The sequence below is a fragment of the Burkholderia paludis genome (assembly GCF_000732615.1).
Lineage (GTDB): Bacteria > Pseudomonadota > Gammaproteobacteria > Burkholderiales > Burkholderiaceae > Burkholderia > Burkholderia paludis.
Map to the genome: position 1 here is coordinate 1 of NZ_JPGL01000168.1, position 562 is coordinate 562.

Here is a 562-nt window from a genome sequence, read left to right on the forward strand (position 1 = left end):
CCGATCTCGGAACCCTTCTCGAGCACGCACACGCCGATCTCGGCGCCTTTCTCGGCGGCCAGCTGCTTGAGCCGGATCGCCGCCGACAGCCCGGCGGGGCCGCCGCCGACGATCACGACGTCGTATTCCATCGATTCGCGCGGGCCGTATTGCGCGAGCAAGTCCTGTGTGGTCAAAATCCTGTCTCCTCCTGCGTCCCGACCGTCAGCCGGTCAGAACTGATCTTCCGTCAACGCGAGCACGCTCTCGTTGCCTTTCGTGCCGACGATCGACGCTTCGAGTGCGCCTGCCTGCACCAGCACGTGTTCCGCATAGCATTGCGCGATCGCAATCTTCGCGTCGAAGAACGCCGGGTCGCTTGCGCGCTGCGCCTGCGCCGCCACCAGCGCGCGGCCCATCTGCCACCCGCACAACACCACGCCCGCCAGCTTCAGGTACGGCACGCTGCCCGCGAACACCGCGTTCGGGTCCTGCTTTGCGTTCGCCACCACGTAATCGACCACCGACGACAGCGCGCGCGCGCCCTTCTCCAGCTGCGCCTTCACCGATGCGGCCGCCGCAC

Annotated in this window: 2 protein-coding genes; both read right to left on the reverse strand. The window is 67.4% G+C overall.

Features of this window, described 5'->3' with window-relative positions:
- The coding region (locus GQ56_RS45460) for an FAD-dependent oxidoreductase (protein WP_152602021.1) at positions 1 to 176 on the reverse strand (176 nt) is incomplete at its 3' end.
- 36 nt (positions 177 to 212) lie between these two features.
- A partial coding sequence (locus GQ56_RS0139025) for an acyl-CoA dehydrogenase C-terminal domain-containing protein (protein ID WP_031403774.1) occupies positions 213 to 562 on the reverse strand: 350 nt, incomplete at its 5' end.